Source organism: Tabrizicola oligotrophica (genome assembly GCF_011008935.1).
In the GTDB taxonomy this organism is placed as follows: domain Bacteria; phylum Pseudomonadota; class Alphaproteobacteria; order Rhodobacterales; family Rhodobacteraceae; genus Tabrizicola_A; species Tabrizicola_A oligotrophica.
This window is the reverse complement of the sequence record NZ_JAAIVJ010000009.1, coordinates 23,830-38,431: the sequence shown is the minus strand read 5'-3', so window position 1 is coordinate 38,431 and position 14,602 is coordinate 23,830. Positions and strand designations below refer to the sequence as shown.

The 14,602-nt window shown below is 65.6% G+C and carries 16 protein-coding genes; 8 read left to right on the top strand and 8 right to left on the bottom strand.

Annotated features, from left to right (window positions below):
- The first annotated feature begins 56 nt into the window (after nt 1–56).
- The 8 genes from G4Z14_RS14270 (at nt 57) to scpA (ending at nt 8,010) form a co-directional block, all read left to right on the top strand.
- Nucleotides 57–1,583, top strand: a complete 1,527-nt coding sequence (locus G4Z14_RS14270; protein WP_164626878.1) for an acyl-CoA carboxylase subunit beta — start codon at nt 57–59, stop codon at nt 1,581–1,583.
- A 12-nt stretch (nt 1,584–1,595) separates the two neighbouring features.
- Nucleotides 1,596–2,000: a DUF6497 family protein gene (locus G4Z14_RS14265; RefSeq protein ID WP_164626876.1), complete on the top strand. Its 405-nt coding sequence runs from the start codon at nt 1,596–1,598 to the stop codon at nt 1,998–2,000.
- Between the two features lie 202 nt (nt 2,001–2,202).
- Nucleotides 2,203–2,340, top strand: coding sequence for a hypothetical protein (locus G4Z14_RS14260; RefSeq protein ID WP_164626873.1), 138 nt, complete (start codon nt 2,203–2,205; stop codon nt 2,338–2,340).
- Nucleotides 2,341–2,502: 162 nt separating this feature from the next.
- Complete coding sequence (locus tag G4Z14_RS19110) at nt 2,503–2,631, top strand: hypothetical protein (RefSeq protein WP_265331860.1); 129 nt, start codon at nt 2,503–2,505, stop codon at nt 2,629–2,631.
- Nucleotides 2,632–2,712: 81 nt separating this feature from the next.
- Nucleotides 2,713–3,105: a hypothetical protein gene (locus G4Z14_RS14255; protein ID WP_164626871.1), complete on the top strand. Its 393-nt coding sequence runs from the start codon at nt 2,713–2,715 to the stop codon at nt 3,103–3,105.
- Between the two features lie 346 nt (nt 3,106–3,451).
- Nucleotides 3,452–3,655, top strand: a complete 204-nt coding sequence (locus G4Z14_RS14250; protein WP_164626869.1) for a hypothetical protein — start codon at nt 3,452–3,454, stop codon at nt 3,653–3,655.
- A gap of 129 nt (nt 3,656–3,784) precedes the next feature.
- Nucleotides 3,785–5,788 carry an acetyl-CoA carboxylase biotin carboxylase subunit gene (locus tag G4Z14_RS14245; RefSeq protein ID WP_164626868.1) on the top strand — a complete coding sequence of 668 codons (2,004 nt, stop codon included), beginning with the start codon at nt 3,785–3,787 and terminating at the stop codon, nt 5,786–5,788.
- A 95-nt stretch (nt 5,789–5,883) separates the two neighbouring features.
- Nucleotides 5,884–8,010, top strand: a complete 2,127-nt coding sequence (gene scpA, locus G4Z14_RS14240; protein WP_164626866.1) for a methylmalonyl-CoA mutase — start codon at nt 5,884–5,886, stop codon at nt 8,008–8,010.
- Nucleotides 8,011–8,375: 365 nt separating this feature from the next.
- Here scpA and G4Z14_RS19105 read toward each other — a convergent pair whose 3' ends face one another.
- From G4Z14_RS19105 to G4Z14_RS14205, 8 genes are read right to left on the bottom strand one after another with little or no spacing between them, the layout of a single operon-like run.
- Nucleotides 8,376–8,501: a hypothetical protein gene (locus tag G4Z14_RS19105; RefSeq protein ID WP_265331859.1), complete on the bottom strand. Its 126-nt coding sequence runs from the start codon at nt 8,499–8,501 to the stop codon at nt 8,376–8,378.
- Between the two features lie 60 nt (nt 8,502–8,561).
- The gene (nhaA, locus tag G4Z14_RS14235; protein WP_227751755.1) at nt 8,562–9,746 is read right to left on the bottom strand and encodes a Na+/H+ antiporter NhaA; all 1,185 of its coding nucleotides are present in this window, start codon (nt 9,744–9,746) and stop codon (nt 8,562–8,564) included.
- A 19-nt stretch (nt 9,747–9,765) separates the two neighbouring features.
- Nucleotides 9,766–10,158, bottom strand: a complete 393-nt coding sequence (locus G4Z14_RS14230) for an AAA+ family ATPase (RefSeq protein WP_164626864.1) — start codon at nt 10,156–10,158, stop codon at nt 9,766–9,768.
- A gap of 31 nt (nt 10,159–10,189) precedes the next feature.
- On the bottom strand, nt 10,190–11,233 hold the full coding sequence (locus G4Z14_RS14225; RefSeq protein WP_164626863.1) for an endonuclease/exonuclease/phosphatase family protein: 1,044 nt from the start codon (nt 11,231–11,233) through the stop codon (nt 10,190–10,192).
- Nucleotides 11,230–11,934 carry a molecular chaperone DjiA gene (locus tag G4Z14_RS14220; protein ID WP_164626861.1) on the bottom strand — a complete coding sequence of 235 codons (705 nt, stop codon included), beginning with the start codon at nt 11,932–11,934 and terminating at the stop codon, nt 11,230–11,232. Before G4Z14_RS14220 ends, G4Z14_RS14225 begins: the two co-directional genes overlap by 4 nt.
- A 31-nt stretch (nt 11,935–11,965) precedes the next feature.
- Nucleotides 11,966–12,442, bottom strand: a complete 477-nt coding sequence (locus G4Z14_RS14215) for a GNAT family N-acetyltransferase (protein ID WP_164626859.1) — start codon at nt 12,440–12,442, stop codon at nt 11,966–11,968.
- Nucleotides 12,439–13,053 (bottom strand): VOC family protein, encoded by a 615-nt coding sequence (locus tag G4Z14_RS14210; protein ID WP_164626857.1) that lies wholly within the window; start codon nt 13,051–13,053, stop codon nt 12,439–12,441. The genes G4Z14_RS14215 and G4Z14_RS14210 overlap by 4 nt, the downstream gene beginning before the upstream one ends.
- Entirely contained in the window at nt 13,053–14,597 is a 1,545-nt protein-coding gene (locus G4Z14_RS14205; protein WP_164626855.1) for a Ppx/GppA family phosphatase, read from the bottom strand. Before G4Z14_RS14205 ends, G4Z14_RS14210 begins: the two co-directional genes overlap by 1 nt.
- Nucleotides 14,598–14,602: the final 5 nt, after the last annotated feature.

Below are 14,602 nucleotides of genomic sequence, written 5' to 3'. Positions count from 1 at the left end.
GCTTTGTTCCCCGTCTGCCCGGCGATATGGTGCCGTCGATTTTGGGGAGGCCTGCCATGAAAGACATTCTCGACCAGCTGGAACAGCGCCGCGCCGTGGCCCGTCAGGGCGGCGGCCAGCGCCGCATCGAGGCGCAGCATGCCAAGGGCAAACTGACCGCGCGCGAGCGGATCGAGCTGTTGCTGGACGAGGGGTCGTTCGAGGAATTCGACATGTTCGTCGCCCACCGCTGTGTCGATTTCGCCATGGAAGAAGATCGCCCGGCCGGCGACGGGGTGGTGACGGGCTGGGGCACGGTCAATGGCCGGATGGTCTATGTGTTTTCACAGGATTTCACCGTGTTCGGCGGCTCGCTGTCCGAGACGCACGCGCAGAAGATCTGCAAGATCATGGACATGGCGCTGCAAAATGGCGCGCCGGTGATCGGGTTGAACGACTCTGGCGGGGCGCGGATTCAGGAAGGCGTGGCCTCGCTGGCGGGCTATGCCGAGGTGTTCCAGCGCAACATCATGGCCTCGGGCGTGGTGCCGCAGATTTCCGTCATCATGGGGCCTTGCGCCGGCGGCGCGGTCTATTCGCCGGCGATGACCGACTTCATCTTCATGGTGAAGGACAGCTCCTACATGTTTGTCACCGGCCCCGATGTGGTGAAGACCGTGACGAACGAAGTGGTGACGGCCGAGGAGCTGGGCGGGGCGTCGACCCATACCAGGAAATCCAGCGTCGCCGACGGCGCCTTTGAAAACGATGTGGAGGCGCTGGCCGAAATCCGGCGCCTGGTCGACTTCCTGCCCTTGAACAACCGCGAGAAGGCCCCGGTGCGGCCCTTCTTCGACGATCCGAAGCGGCTGGAGGCCAGCCTTGACACGCTGATCCCCGACAACCCGAACCAGCCCTATGACATGAAGGAACTGATCCTGAAGATCGCCGACGAGAGCGACTTCTTCGAGATCCAGAAGGACTTCGCGGCCAATATCATCACCGGCTTTGTCCGCATTGAAGGCCAGACCACGGGCGTTGTCGCCAATCAGCCGATGGTGCTGGCGGGTTGTCTGGATATCGACGCCAGCCGCAAGGCGGCGCGGTTCGTGCGGTTCTGCGATGCCTTCGAAATTCCGATCCTGACGCTGGTCGACGTGCCCGGCTTCCTGCCCGGCACGGCGCAGGAATATGGCGGCGTCATCAAGCACGGCGCGAAGCTGTTGTTTGCCTATGGCGAGGCGACGGTGCCGAAAGTTACGGTGATTACCCGCAAGGCCTATGGCGGGGCTTATGACGTGATGGCCTCCAAGCATTTGCGCGGCGATTTCAACTATGCCTGGCCCACGGCCGAGATCGCGGTGATGGGGGCCAAGGGCGCGACCGAGATCATCCATCGCGGCAAGTCGCCCGAGGAAATTGCACGTTTGACCAAAGTCTACGAAGACCGCTTCGCCAACCCCTTCGTGGCGGCGGAAAAGGGCTTTATCGACGAGGTCATCATGCCGCATTCGACGCGCCGCCGGGTGGCGCGGGCCTTTGCCTCGCTGCGGGGCAAGAAGCTCGTCAACCCGTGGAAAAAGCACGACAACATTCCGCTGTAAGGGCTGCGTGCGATGGGCGATCAGGGGCAGATCTGGCAGGTTCAGAGCGGGGGCGGGCAGACCGTTCCCGGTGATGGGCTGGCCGTTTCCCTGCCCTCGGGGCAGACGGTGACGCTGGTGGAATCCATCTGGAACGCCCCCGGCCCGATGGGGCTGGTGACGCGCTTCCGCTTTCTGGCGCCCGAGATCAACCCGGCCACCGGCTCGGTCGGGTTTGACCTGGCCGCGCAGGACATCGCGTGGCTCTGCCAGAACTACGCGCTGGAGCGGGTGATGACCAATGGCCCGCTGCCGGCGCAGGTGATCGTCTCGCTCGAGGATCGCCCGGTGGCCTTTGGCGAAGCCGACCCCGAAGCGACCCAGTTCTTCGAAGCCTTCCGCATCGAAGACGGCTCCTGCATCTGGGAGGTGTTCTGATGGCTGCGCTACATCTTGTGGTCCTGGCCCCGGCGCTGCGTGGCTTTGATGCGGCTGTGCCACAGCCGGGGGCGATGGGCAGAAAACCGTGTCAATCCGGTCAGTTGTCGGCTATTGTTCATGCGGACCGAACCCAAGCGGTCCGCACATTGAAAAGGGGGTTCGCCGGTTGCGAAACCCTCCAAGAACACAGGAGTCGAGAATGTCGAGCACCAAGATCCTTCTGTCGCTTTGCCTCGTTGCCTTCGTGGCAGCCTGCGCCGCCGCACAGGATGACGTTGTCTATGTTGAAGAGCCGGCCGTCACGGTCGAGCCGACCTACACCGGCAAGTACAAGTAAGACCAACGGGCGGGCCGCAGGGGCGTCTTGCGCCCGGCCCGCCCTTTTTCTGTCCGCCGGACTGTCGGCGGATGCCCCCGTCCTTCCCATCGAACGGTTTGCCACCATGCCGCGCCGCAGCTATGCTGCCGGCACTGCAACCCTTTGTCCTTGGAGATTCTCATGCGGACTTCTGCGATCCTCGCAATGCTGGCCCTTGCCACCCTCGCTGCCTGCGCCCAGCCCGCGCCCGAACCCGAACCGGTTCCCGTCACGGTTGAGCCCGCGCCGACCGGCAAGTACGGCTCCTGATTTCCCGGAACGGGCGTGCCGGGGAAGCCGGCCTGCGCCCGTTCCCTCCCCGCCGCGCGCCCCTCAACAAGAGGTGCGCCCATGCTGAAGCATCGCGGTTTCCCCAGCCGGCTGACCGGCACAGATTTCCAGTTCACCATTCGCCGCGCCAACGTCAAGGAAGGCGCCACGAAGATCATCCGGCGCGAACGGTTCAAGGACCGCAAGGCGCCCGATCGCAAGGCCGACATCGCCTTCATGGCGGCGCTGTGGAACCACTTTGGCGAAGACCCGTTCGAGCGCGGCAATCTTGACGCCGGCCGCCTGTCCTGGCTCTTTGGCCGCGAAGTGGTGCCCGCCGAGGACCCGTTCGATCCGGCCTCCTACGAGGCGCTGCTGAAGATCGACCGCAAACGCGCCGAAGCCGCCTTCCCCGAAGTTTTCGCCCCCGAGGCCGAGGAGTTCCTCTGGGACGACGAGGACGAGGACGAATAGGCATGAATCCGCGCAAGCCCTTGTTCCTTTGGCAGGTTTTCGCGCAAGCCCCCGGGGCTGCGAAATCGGGCTTTGCGCCGACTCACTTCGCTATGCAGGATAAGGAAATTGGCGGACCCGGTCCTTGCGGCCCTGCCCCCCACTGTTACCCTTTCCCTATGATCTGGCTCAGCCCCGCCGGGGTTGAGCCTTTTTTTTCGACCGGCGATTGCTTGCTGCTGGATCGGCAAGGTTCCGCTTCCGCGGCGGGGCAAGGGGCCACGTCGCGCCGCATTTCCGCTTTCAACACCCAAGATGACGCGCTAGACTTCGGGTTCATAACAACATCTGCCCGAGGCACAGCATCATGCGGAAATTCATCGCCCTTCTCATCATCGCCACCCCCCTTGCGGCCTGCATGCAGGACCCCGGCTCGCGCGGGCTTGCCGGTGCGGCTCTTGGCGCGGCCATTGCCGATTCCAACGATGACAACCTGCTCACCGGCGCCGCGATCGGCGGCCTTGCCGGCGTCGCATCCTGCCAGATCCCGGGCACGCTCGGCTGCCCGTAACGCTGTTTCCCGTGACCTGACCGCGCAAGCGGCGGCACGACCCACGACACCAGCCACCCGAGGGGGATGCCCTTCGGGTGGCTTTTTCATTTCCCGCCCCATGGCGGCGCTGACCTGAGGGAGAGACCGATGTTCCAGAAAATCCTGATCGCCAACCGGGGCGAAATCGCCTGCCGCGTCATCAAGTCGGCGCGCAAGATGGGGATCAAGACGGTGGCGGTCTATTCCGATGCCGACCGCAACGCGCTGCATGTGCAGATGGCGGATGAAGCTGTGCATATCGGTCCGCCCCCGGCCGCGCAGTCCTATATCGTGATCGACAAGATCATGGCGGCCATCCGCCAGACCGGGGCGCAGGCCGTGCATCCGGGCTATGGCTTTCTGTCGGAAAACATGAACTTCGCCGCCGCGCTGGAGGCCGAAGGCGTGGTGTTCGTCGGCCCGCCCTCGCCGGCGATCGAAGCGATGGGCGACAAGATCACCTCGAAGAAGATCGCCATGGAGGCCGGGGTCTCCACCGTGCCGGGCTACATGGGCCTGATCGCCGACGCGGACGAGGCGGTGAAGATCAGCCAGCAGATCGGCTATCCGGTGATGATCAAGGCCTCCGCTGGCGGCGGCGGCAAGGGCATGCGCATTGCCTGGAACGACCAGGAGGCGCGCGAAGGTTTCCAGTCCTCGAAGAACGAGGCGGCAGCGAGCTTTGGCGATGACCGCATCTTCATCGAAAAGTTCGTCACCCAGCCGCGCCACATCGAAATTCAGGTTCTGGCCGACAAGCACGGCAACTGCGTCTACCTGCACGAGCGCGAATGCTCGATCCAGCGCCGCAACCAGAAGGTCATCGAAGAGGCGCCCTCGCCCTTCCTTGACGCCGCGACGCGCAAGGCGATGGGCGAGCAGGCCTGTGCGCTGGCCAAGGCCGTGGGCTATACCAGCGCCGGGACGGTGGAATTCATCGTCGACGGCAACCGCAACTTCTATTTCCTCGAAATGAACACCCGGCTTCAGGTGGAACATCCGGTGACCGAACTCATCACCGGCGTTGACCTTGTCGAGCAGATGATCCGCGTGGCGAATGGCGAGCCGCTGCCGTTCCGGCAGGAGGATCTGAAGATCAACGGCTGGGCGATGGAAAGCCGGCTTTACGCCGAAGACCCCTACCGCAACTTCCTGCCCTCGATCGGCCGCCTGACCCGCTACCGCCCGCCAGTCGAAGGCCCGACGCTCGGGGGCGGTATCGTCCGCAACGACACCGGCGTCTATGAGGGCGGCGAGATTTCGATGTTCTACGACCCGATGATTGCCAAGCTCTGCACCTGGGGGCCGAGCCGGGCCGAAGCCATCGAGGAAATGCGGCTGGCGCTCGACACGTTCGAAGTCGAAGGTATCGGCCACAACCTGCCGTTCTGCTCGGCGGTGATGGATCACCCGCGCTTCACCTCCGGTAACATCACCACCGCCTTCATCGCCGAGGAATACGAAGGGGGCTTTACCGGCGCGACGCTGGACGCCGAAACCATTGCCCGGGTGGCGGCCTCTGCCGCGGCCATGAACCGGGTTGCCGAAATCCGCCGCACCAAGATTTCCGGCACGCTCGACAATCACGAACGCCGCGTCGGCGACGACTGGGTGGTCACGCTGCAAGGCGTTGAACATGCCGTGAAAATCGCCGCCGATCCCGAAGGCTCCACAGTCAGCTTCGCCGATGGCACCTCCCGCCGCGTGACGTCAGACTGGGCGCCGGGCCAGCCGCTCGCCCGCCTGATGGTCGACGGCAAGCCTCTGGTCATGAAGGTCGGCAAGATCTCGGGCGGCTTCCGCCTGCGGCTGCGTGGCGCCGATCTGAAGGTGCATGTCCGCACGCCCCGCCAGGCCGAACTGGCCAAGCTGATGCTGGAAAAGCTGCCGCCCGACACCTCGCGTTTCCTGCTCTGCCCGATGCCGGGCCTTGTGACCCGCATCATGGTCGAGGTCGGCCAGGAGGTGCAGGAGGGGCAGGCGCTGGCCACGGTCGAGGCGATGAAGATGGAAAACATCCTCAAGGCCGAACGCAAGGGCGTGGTCCGGGCCGTCAAGGCGGCCGCCGGCGCCAGCCTCAAGGTTGACGACGTGATCCTCGAATTCGAATGACCGCCCCGGTCTTTCATACTGGCTCAAATATCCTGCGGGGGGCCGGGGGTGCAAAACCCCCGGGGCCTGCCGCCAGAACCACGACAGGACATACCATGCCGACCCGCGCCGATTGGGAAAAGACCGCCGCCAAGGAACTTCGTGACAAGCCGCTGGACAGCCTGACCTGGGCGACGCTTGAAGGCATCGCCGTCAAGCCGCTTTATACCGCCGAAGATGTGGCGGGCCTGCCGCAGATGGGCGAGATGCCGGGCATCGCGCCCTTCACCCGCGGCGTGCGCGCCACGATGTATGCCGGCCGTCCCTGGACGATCCGGCAATATGCCGGCTTTTCCACCGCCGAGGAATCCAACGCCTTTTACCGCAAGGCGCTGGCCGCCGGGCAGCAGGGGGTTTCGGTGGCCTTCGATCTGGCGACCCACCGCGGTTATGACTCGGATCACCCGCGCGTTGTCGGCGATGTCGGCAAGGCCGGGGTGGCGATCGACAGCGTCGAGGACATGAAGATCCTGTTTGACGGCATCCCGCTGGAAAAGGTCTCGGTGTCCATGACGATGAACGGCGCGGTGATCCCGATCCTCGCCAATTTCATTGTCACCGGCGAGGAGCAGGGGGTGCCCCGCGCCGAGCTTTCCGGCACCATCCAGAATGACATCCTGAAAGAGTTCATGGTGCGGAACACCTATGTCTATCCGCCCGAACCCTCGATGCGGATCATCGCCGACATCATCGAATACACCAGCGCCGAAATGCCGAAGTTCAACTCGATCTCGATCTCCGGCTATCACATGCAGGAGGCGGGCGCGAACCTTGTGCAGGAACTGGCCTTCACCCTGGCGGACGGGCGCGAATATGTCCGCGCCGCGCTGGCGCGGGGGATGAACGTCGACGATTTCGCCGGGCGCCTGTCGTTCTTCTTCGCCATCGGCATGAATTTCTTCATGGAGGCGGCCAAGCTGCGCGCCGCCCGGATGCTCTGGCACCGCATCATGTCCGAGTTCGCGCCGAAAAAGACCGCCAGCCTGATGCTGCGCACCCATTGCCAGACCTCGGGCGTCAGCTTGCAGGAGCAGGACCCCTACAACAACGTCATCCGCACCGCCTATGAGGCGATGGCGGCGGCCTTGGGCGGCACGCAAAGCCTGCACACCAATGCGCTGGACGAGGCGATTGCCCTGCCGACCGAATTCTCGGCCCGCATCGCCCGCAACACCCAGCTGATCCTGCAGGAAGAAACCGGCATCACCAATGTCATCGACCCGCTGGCGGGCAGCTATTACGTCGAAAGCCTGACGCATGAGCTGGCGGAAAAAGCCTGGGCGCTGATCGAGGAAGTCGAGGCGATGGGCGGCATGACCAAGGCGGTGGCCTCGGGCATGCCGAAGCTCAGGATCGAGGAATCCGCGGCCAAACGGCAGGCGGCGATCGACCGCGGCGACGAGGTGATCGTCGGGGTCAACAAGTACAAGCTGGCCAAGCAGGACCCGATCGACATTCTCGACATCGACAATGTCGCGGTGCGCGAGGCGCAGGTGGCGCGGCTGAAGACCACGCGGGCGGGGCGCGACGAGGCGGCCTGTCAGGCGGCGCTGGCGGAACTGACCGCCCGCGCCGAACAGGGCGGCAACCTCTTGGACGCCGCCGTTGAAGCCGCCCGCGCGCGGGCCTCGGTCGGGGAGATTTCGGACGCCATGGAAAAGGTCTTTGGCCGCCACCGCGCGGAAGTGAAAACGCTGGCCGGGGTCTATGGCGCGGCCTATGAGGGCGACGAAGGCTTTGAAGCCATTCAGAAAGATGTCGAGACCTTCGCCGCCGAGGAAGGCCGCCGCCCGCGGATGCTGGTGGTGAAGATGGGGCAGGACGGCCATGATCGCGGCGCCAAGGTGATCGCCACTGCCTTTGCCGACATCGGCTTTGACGTCGATGTCGGCCCGCTGTTCCAGACCCCGGAAGAGGCGGCGCAGGACGCCATCGACAACGATGTGCATGTCATCGGCATCTCGAGCCAGGCCGCCGGTCACAAGACGCTGGCGCCGAAGCTGGTCGAGGCGCTGCGGGCCAGAGGGGCCGGCGACATTCTGGTGATCTGCGGCGGGGTCATTCCGCAGCAGGATTACGAGTTCCTGATGGGCGCGGGGGTGAAGGCGATCTTCGGTCCCGGCACCAACATTCCCGAGGCAGCGAAGAACATCCTCGCCCTGATCCGCGCCGCGCGCGGCTGATCGGACGCCGGCCCCACCCCAACCCTCCCCATGCGGGGGAGGGAGCGGCCTTTGCTCTTGCGGTCACGACAAGGAGAAGGAGGCCGGGGAACCTCGCCTTTACTCGTCGGAGGGGGAACCTTCAGGCTGCGCGCCGGGCGCGATTCCCTGGGTTGGCAGGTGGGGCACTCCCTCCCCCGCATGGGGAGGGCCGGGGTGGGGCCCAGCCCGCACTGCGGGTTGCCGTGCGCTGCACGCCATAACCTGCGACAGCCGCCTGCCCGCCGCTATCCCGTCCCCAAGATGTCAGACCCGGACACGGCGCTCGGGCGGGCAGGTGGGGGCGCTCCCTCCCCCTCGTGGGGAGGGCCGGGGTGGGGGGCTTGTCAGGCCGCGCGCGGCACGCCCAGCCGCATCATGTTCCTCATCTGCTCGCCCCGAGACCTCAGCGAGCCGGTGAACCGCGACAAGGGAACGCCAGTCCCGGCCAGCGTCGGCGGGCTGCTGACCATCACCAAAGCCGGCAGGTGGGGGCGCTCCCTCCCCCTCGTGGGGAGGGCCGGGGTGGGGGGCTAGTCAGGCCGCGCGCGGGGCGCGGTCGTGCGCAGCACGGCATAGCCCGCCACTGCCGCCACGGCCGAACCGAGCAGCACGCCGAGCCGGACCATGTTCATCATCTGGTCGCCCTCATAGCTCAGCGAGCCGATGAACAGCGACATGGTAAAGCCGATCCCGGCCAGCATCGACAGACCCCAGACCATCGCCCAGGTCGTGCCCTGCGGCAGTCGGCCAAGGCCGAGTTTCACCATGGCGAAGGTCGCGCCGAACACCCCAATCTGCTTGCCCAGAAACAGGCCGGCCGCGATCCCAAGCGGCAGCGGTGCGATCAGGTCCGAAAGCGCCAGACCCGACAGGTTCACCCCGGCATTGGCCAGCGCAAAGACCGGCGCGATGCCGAAGTTCACATAGGGGTGCAGCCCGTGTTCCAGCGCGTGCAGGGGGGATTTGCCGAACCGGTCGGTCAGTGGAATGCAGAAGGCTGTCACCACCCCGGCAATCGTCGGATGGATGCCGGATTTCAGCACGAAAAACCACATCACCGCCCCCAGAAGCAGGAAAGGGGCGATGCGGTGCGAGCCGCGCAGGTTCAGCGCGATCAGCCCGGCCAGCGGCACGGCGGCCAGCGCCAGAGACCCCAGATCCACCCCCGAGCCGTAGAACAGCGCGATGATCACGATCGCGCCCATGTCGTCGAGAATGGCCAGCGTCAGCAGGAAGATCTTCAGGCCCGGCGGTACGCGTTTCCCCAAAAGCGCCAGCACCCCCACGGCAAAGGCGATGTCGGTCGCCGCCGGAATCGCCCAGCCGGCGTGCAGCTCGGGATGCGCCCGGGTGACGGCCAGGAACACCAGCATCGGCGCCAGCATGCCGCCCAGGGCGGCTACGCCCGGCAGCATCACGTCGCGCGGGTTCTTCAGCCGGCCCTCGACCATCTCGCGCTTCAGCTCCAGCCCGATCAGGAAGAAGAACACCGCCATCAGCCCGTCATTGATCCACAGGATCAGCGGCTTGGACAGCCCGGCCTCGCCCAGGGCAATGGTGAATTTTGTATTCAGAACAGCATGATAGCCATCAGCCAGCCCGGAATTGGCCAGCGCCAGCGCGATGGCGGCGGCGAGCATCATCAGCACGCCGGCAAAGGCCTCGTGCTGGATCAGGCGGGACAGCAACCCGGAGGGCTGGGGCGCATAGGGCAAGGGCTGGCTCCTTCAGGGGTCAGAGATCAATCTGCGGCGCAGGCTCTGGCGCGCTTTCCGGCAGGGGAGGGGCCGGCAGGGGCGGGGCGGGCGGGGCCTCCGGCTTGCGGCGGATCAGGATGTCGCCGTTTTCCAGCCGCTCCGGCGCCTGATAATTCGTCAGGTCATCCACCAGTGCCAACAATTCCAGCATCTTTGGCTGCAGGTCCTTCAGCGCCGGTTCCACCTCGGACAGGGCCTTGCCCATCTCGTCCAGCGCCGGCTCCATCTCGGACATCAGCCCTTTCAAAAGCAGCTTTGCCCCCTCTTCCATCAGGCTGAACCCCTCTTCCACCTCTTCGTTTTCCGAAGGGGTCTGGGCCATCGCAGGCCCGGTGGCGGCAAGCGCAAGTGCAAGGATGAGATGCTTCATGCCCCGAATATGGGGCGCAACGCCCGCCATTTCAATCAAGGGCAAGGTCCAGCGTCACCGGAAAATGGTCCGAGGCGGTCAGGATCGCGTCGCGCAGCTCGGGGACGGCCATGACGCCGGGGTCGTTGAACGGATGCCAGATGCGCCAGTCGGGCCGGCGGGCGGCGAGATCGGGCGAGACCATGATAAAGTCAAGCAGCGCCTCGAAATAGCGCTTTCTCGGCGCCAGCCAGAACCGCGCGGTGGTCGGGGTGATGCCGGTGCGCCGGGCCAGCGCCATACAGGCGTGCGGATCGAAAAGCTGGTGTTCGGGTGCGGAGTCCAGCCCCATGGCGATTTCCACCCCGGAATGGCCGAAGAGCTTTTCGTATTCGTCCAGCCCCGGACCATCGTTGAAATCGCCCAGCACGATCAGGCTGTCCCGGGCGTCCAGATGCGCATCGATCCGGCGGCGCAGCCATTGGCATTCGGCCAGTTGCTTGCGGCGGTTCTCGATGGAGATCCGGGTGAACTGCGCCTCGGTCATCTGGCCATGCGGCGCCTTGGACTTGGCATGCACCCCGATCAGCCGCAGGTGGCGGCCGCCGGCGCTGATCGCCAGCTCCAGCGGCGGCTTGGAAAACCGGACCTGCTCGGCCACGCCGTCAAGGTCAAGATCGGCGCGCAGGCTGGTGTCAAAGCGCGGCGCACCGGGCGCCCCGGCCGACGGCGCTGGGTCCCCCAAGGGGGCATGGGCCGCCGTGATACGGTCGGGGTCGTAGAGAAAGGCGATTTCCTGCTCGGTCTCCGAGGCAAAGCCATGCAGCGCCTTGCGGGTGCGCAGGCCGAAATGGCGGGCAAAGGCCTCCAGCGCCCGCACGGTCGATCGCTTCGAGCCCTCGTCCGGGCCCTCGATCACCATGATGCCGTCGGCATTGAGCGCCGTCAGCACAATGGCAATCGCGCCAAGCTGGTCGCGGCGGCTGGTCTGATAACGGGCCGAAAGCTCGCCGTCTTCCAAAAGCCGGCCACGGTCATCAAACAGCGCATTGAACCACTCGATGTTGTAGGTTGCAATGCGCAGGGCGTTGCTCATGCCGCGGCCCGTTCGCGCAAATCCTCCCAGGCGGCGTTGATGGCGATGAGCCGGCGTTCGGCCAGCACCACCGCCTCGGGCGGCACGCCGCGGGCGATCATCGCGTCGGGATGGTTTTCGCGGACCGCCTGTTTCCAGGCGGCGCGGATTTCCTCAAGGCTGGCGTCATGGCCGACGCCCAGAAGGTCATAGGGATCGCGCTCGGTGCCATCGACCAGACGGGCGCGGATGGCGCGATAGCAGCGCTCGTCCAGCCCGAAGATCTCGGCGGTATGGGCTAGGAAGGTGTCCTCATCCTCATGCAGGATGTCGTCGGCCAGCGCGATATGAAACAGCCCCTCGATCAGGTCGATGAACAGTGCGCGGTTGTCGGGGTGGTCCTTGTCGGTGAACATGGCCACGATCTTGCGGGCATAGGCATCAAAGCCGGCGACGTCCTGTCGGGCCAGGTTGAAGACGCGGGCGGCGTTGCGCTCTTCGCCGCGGGGCAGGGTAAAGACCCGGCGGAAGGCCGAAACCTCGTCTTTGCTCACCTGCCCGTCGGCCTTGGCAAGCTTGGCGCCAAGCGCAATGACGGCGATGGTGAAGCCGACCGAGCGTTCCGGGTCGGGCGCGCTGCGCAGGTGGTCGAACACCACCGAAAGCGGCTCGCCCTTGGCGAGGGAAGACAGGGCAGCGCTGATGCGGGTCCAGATCGACATGGGCACAATCTAGCGGGGTCCGGCGGGATTGTCAGGTCAGGATTTTCTGCATCAGCACAAGATCGAGCCAGCGCCCCCACTTGTGCCCGGCCTGCAGGATGCGGCCGCATTCGGCATAGCCAAGGCGGGCGTGAAAGGCCTGCCCTTCCGGATTTTCCGAGGAGACCCCCGCCACCATGACATGCACGCCCTGGGCGCGGGCATGGGATTCAAGCGCCGCCATCAGGGCGCGGCCCATGCCCATGCCCTTGGCCGAGTTGGACAGATGTATTGAATGTTCCATGCTGTAGACGTAGCCCGGCCCGCCGCGAAATTGTCCATAGGTCGCATGACCTTGCACCGCATCATTCACACAGGCCACCCACCAGGGCGTGCCGGTTGCGATCTGGGCGGCAAGCGTGGCCGGGTCTTTTTCAAGAGTGGTGAAGGTGGCCAGGCTGTCCCGGATCACCGCATTCCAGATCGCGGCAATGGCCGGGGCGTCGGCGGGGGTGGCGGGGCGGATCATTCCAGAACCCGCACCCCATGCGGGGTCTGGAAAGTTGCGCGCAGCGCCCTGACGGGGCCATAGAGGAGTTCCACTCGCGGGTCACGGAACAGCGGGGCGAGGGCTGCCTGCAGGGCGTCGGCGCCGGGGTGGGCAATCTCCAGCCGGGTCAGACGGACCCCGCTTTCGGGCAGGGCGCGGGCGGGGTGCAGGCTGCCCTGCCACTGGATCACCGCCGGAAAGCAGCCGTCAAAGGGCAGCTTGCCATCGGCGGGAACCGCCATCTGCCAGCGATAGTCGCCGCGCTGCAGGGCCAGCGGAATGCCGGTGCCGGGCGGAGCAAGCGTCAGATCGGCGTTTATACTTTCCGAACGTGCAACCCAGTTCGTCAGCCTCGGTCTGCCGGAAAAATTGTCCAAATCAAACCACCGCGGGAAGGCGGGGCGCGGCGCGGCCGGGTTTGCGGCAATGACCTCCAGATAAAGATCGCCAAGGCCAAGCAGCCGGTTGTGGGTGGCCATGTAGGGGTGTTCCCCGCCGCCCGCCATCGCCACGCCCAGGGCGGCTTCGACCATTTCGACACCCTCGCCCAGCGTTTCGGCCGAGATCGCGATATGGTCGAAGGTCAGCATCAGGCGTCCACCACCTTTGTCGCGGCTTTCAGGGCCAGCGCGAGCGAGGCAAACCGGGCCTGCGCCACCTCGCCATAAAGGCCGCGGCCGGTTTCGGTCAGGCAGAGTTCCAGAAGCCGCTTCTTCGGCTGCCAGTCGATCGAACCGGCCTGCGCCGGGTCGCCCATGGCGAACATCGCGCCGAACCGCATGGCCTTGCCCAGCACCTCGGCATCGCGGATGTCGTCCTCGGACAAGAGGCGGAACATCGGCTCCAGCCGCGACCCGGCCCGGCTGTTCTTGTAGCGGTGCAAAAGCGCCAGCCCAAGGAAAACCCGGCCCGGATGGTCCAACCCGCCAAGGTTGGCGCGGGTGGCATTGTCGAAACAGGCCTCGGCGCGGAAATCGGGGTGCGCGCGCCAGGTGGTGTCATGCAGGAGGCAAGCGGCCTTGATCAGCCGCTGCCGGTCAGCGGTGGCGTCCTTGAACAGGGGCTCAAGGAAGGCAAACAGCTTCTTGCCAAAGCCGGGCATGCGGGCCTGCGTTTGTTCGGACATCCGTGCAGCTTCGATCAGCGGATCGCGCCGCCGCAGCTTTTCCGGCATCTGTTCGTAAAGCAGCCCCTCGCGGATGCCGTAGGAGGACACGTCGATTTCCGCAGGCTTCAGCAGGCGGATCAGTTCGCGCAACACCTCGCAGGCCAGAGGAACCAGCTCCATCCGCTCGGGGCTGGTGCCGGTGCGGGCGCGCAAAATGGCAAGGTCGGCGGCCTCGATCCAGTCGATCGTGTCCAGCAAGCCATTGGGCGTCATGCGATATTCGTGAAGGACGGTGAGCGGGTAGTTGCGCCGCTCCATGTCGAGACGGGCGATGACGCGCCATGACCCGCCCACCAGATAGATGCGCTCACCCTCGGATTTGATCTGGCCCTGCGCGTCTTTCAGGATGCGGACGATATGGCTGGCACGCTTTTTGGCGGTATCTGCCACCTGTTGCAGCCGGAAAGGACCAAGCGGCGTTGACACCCGCTTGCCGACCTTGCCGTCGCCGATGCGGGCCAGTTCCATCGAGTTGCCGCCGATGTCGCAGACCACGCCCATGGCATCTGGCCAGCCCAGAAGCACGCCCTGCGCCGAAAGCCGGGCCTCTTCGCCGCCGTCGATCACCCACATCTTCAGCCCGGTGTCCTGCAACACCTGCAACTGGAAGGCCGGGCCGTCCTCGGCCTCGCGCACTGCTGCCGTGGCCACCACGGTCAGGCTTTCGATGCCCATCCCCTTGGCCAGAAGCGAGAACCGCTTCAGCGCCGCCAGCGCCCGCAGCCGGCCTTCGGGCGAGAGTTTCCCGGTCTGCGCCAGCCCCTTGCCAAGGCCGCACATGATCTTTTCGTTGTAGAAATAGGCCGGGCTGCGCGCGGCGCCGTCAAACACCACCATCCGGACCGAGTTCGACCCCACGTCGACCACCCCCACGCGCGACAGCGCCCGGGCGGAGGGGTCATCAAACAGCGGGCGGCCAAAGGGGCCGTGGTCTTCGTCGGCGTCGGGAAGGGCAGCGTCGGTCATTTCGG

Excerpts from the sequence above, each read along its gene's own strand:
- G4Z14_RS14270 (WP_164626878.1), top strand. The coding sequence starts at position 57 with ATGAAAGACATTCTCGACCAGCTGGAACAGCGCCGCGCCGTGGCCCGT.
- G4Z14_RS14265 (WP_164626876.1), top strand. The coding sequence starts at position 1,596 with ATGGGCGATCAGGGGCAGATCTGGCAGGTTCAGAGCGGGGGCGGGCAG.
- G4Z14_RS14260 (WP_164626873.1), top strand. The coding sequence starts at position 2,203 with ATGTCGAGCACCAAGATCCTTCTGTCGCTTTGCCTCGTTGCCTTCGTG.
- G4Z14_RS19110 (WP_265331860.1), top strand. The coding sequence starts at position 2,503 with ATGCGGACTTCTGCGATCCTCGCAATGCTGGCCCTTGCCACCCTCGCT.
- G4Z14_RS14255 (WP_164626871.1), top strand. The coding sequence starts at position 2,713 with ATGCTGAAGCATCGCGGTTTCCCCAGCCGGCTGACCGGCACAGATTTC.
- G4Z14_RS14250 (WP_164626869.1), top strand. The coding sequence starts at position 3,452 with ATGCGGAAATTCATCGCCCTTCTCATCATCGCCACCCCCCTTGCGGCC.
- G4Z14_RS14245 (WP_164626868.1), top strand. The coding sequence starts at position 3,785 with ATGTTCCAGAAAATCCTGATCGCCAACCGGGGCGAAATCGCCTGCCGC.
- scpA (WP_164626866.1), top strand. The coding sequence starts at position 5,884 with ATGCCGACCCGCGCCGATTGGGAAAAGACCGCCGCCAAGGAACTTCGT.
- G4Z14_RS19105 (WP_265331859.1), bottom strand. The coding sequence starts at position 8,501 with ATGGTCAGCAGCCCGCCGACGCTGGCCGGGACTGGCGTTCCCTTGTCG.
- G4Z14_RS14230 (WP_164626864.1), bottom strand. The coding sequence starts at position 10,158 with ATGAAGCATCTCATCCTTGCACTTGCGCTTGCCGCCACCGGGCCTGCG.
- G4Z14_RS14225 (WP_164626863.1), bottom strand. The coding sequence starts at position 11,233 with ATGAGCAACGCCCTGCGCATTGCAACCTACAACATCGAGTGGTTCAAT.
- G4Z14_RS14220 (WP_164626861.1), bottom strand. The coding sequence starts at position 11,934 with ATGTCGATCTGGACCCGCATCAGCGCTGCCCTGTCTTCCCTCGCCAAG.
- G4Z14_RS14215 (WP_164626859.1), bottom strand. The coding sequence starts at position 12,442 with ATGATCCGCCCCGCCACCCCCGCCGACGCCCCGGCCATTGCCGCGATC.
- G4Z14_RS14210 (WP_164626857.1), bottom strand. The coding sequence starts at position 13,053 with ATGCTGACCTTCGACCATATCGCGATCTCGGCCGAAACGCTGGGCGAG.
- G4Z14_RS14205 (WP_164626855.1), bottom strand. The coding sequence starts at position 14,597 with ATGACCGACGCTGCCCTTCCCGACGCCGACGAAGACCACGGCCCCTTT.